General features: G+C 63.2%; 1 protein-coding gene. It reads left to right on the forward strand.

From position 1 onward, the window contains the following. A partial coding sequence (locus A5678_RS25685) for a beta-ketoacyl reductase (protein WP_231983771.1) occupies nt 1-632 on the forward strand: 632 nt, incomplete at its 5' end. Nucleotides 633-711 lie beyond the last annotated feature (79 nt).

The following is a 711-nucleotide window of genomic DNA, read 5'->3' on the forward strand; positions in this document are numbered from 1 at the left end:
CCGCCGATTTCAGTGCGGAGTCCGGCTACGCGTTGTTCAACGCGGCGCGAAGGCTGACCGCAGCGGTGACGACGATCCCGTCATCACCCAAACTGTTCATCCTGACCCGCAATGCCGAAGCCGTTTCGGAAGACGGCCGCGCCAATCCCGCCCATGCGGTGTTGTGGGGACTGGGCCGCACCCTCGCCTTGGAGCATCCCGAAATCTGGGGTGGCATGCTCGATTTCGAGCAGTCTGTTCCCTCTGAACCGCCCACGGCGCCGGACGACAGCGATGACACTGCCAGCGCAGCGGGCGGCGACATCAAGGATGTGTGGCGCACGTGCGAGCCGGAGCGGCGGCACGATCTGCTGCGCGACCACGTCCGCGTACTGGTTGCGGCGGTGATGCAACTGCCTTCGCCGCAGGCGCTGGGTCCGTCAGCCGACTACTTCGAACTTGGTATGGATTCGCTGATGAGCGTGATTCTGCAGCGTGCGCTCAACCAAACGCTGGGCGAGGAGCTGCCCGCAACTGTCGTGTTCGACTATCCGACCGTTGAGGCGCTCGCCGACTACTTGACCACGATCGCGGATGCCGATGGGAGCTACAACGGCTCCGCCGATCCTGACCTTTCGGAAAGGGTGAGCTGACGCGATGAGTGTGTCGACGGATCGCCGGGCGGTTATTACTGAGGCGTTGCACAAGATTGATGATCTGAGTGCGCGTTTG

The organism is Mycobacterium sp. E2733, from assembly GCF_001667585.1.
Taxonomy (GTDB): Bacteria; Actinomycetota; Actinomycetes; order Mycobacteriales; family Mycobacteriaceae; genus Mycobacterium.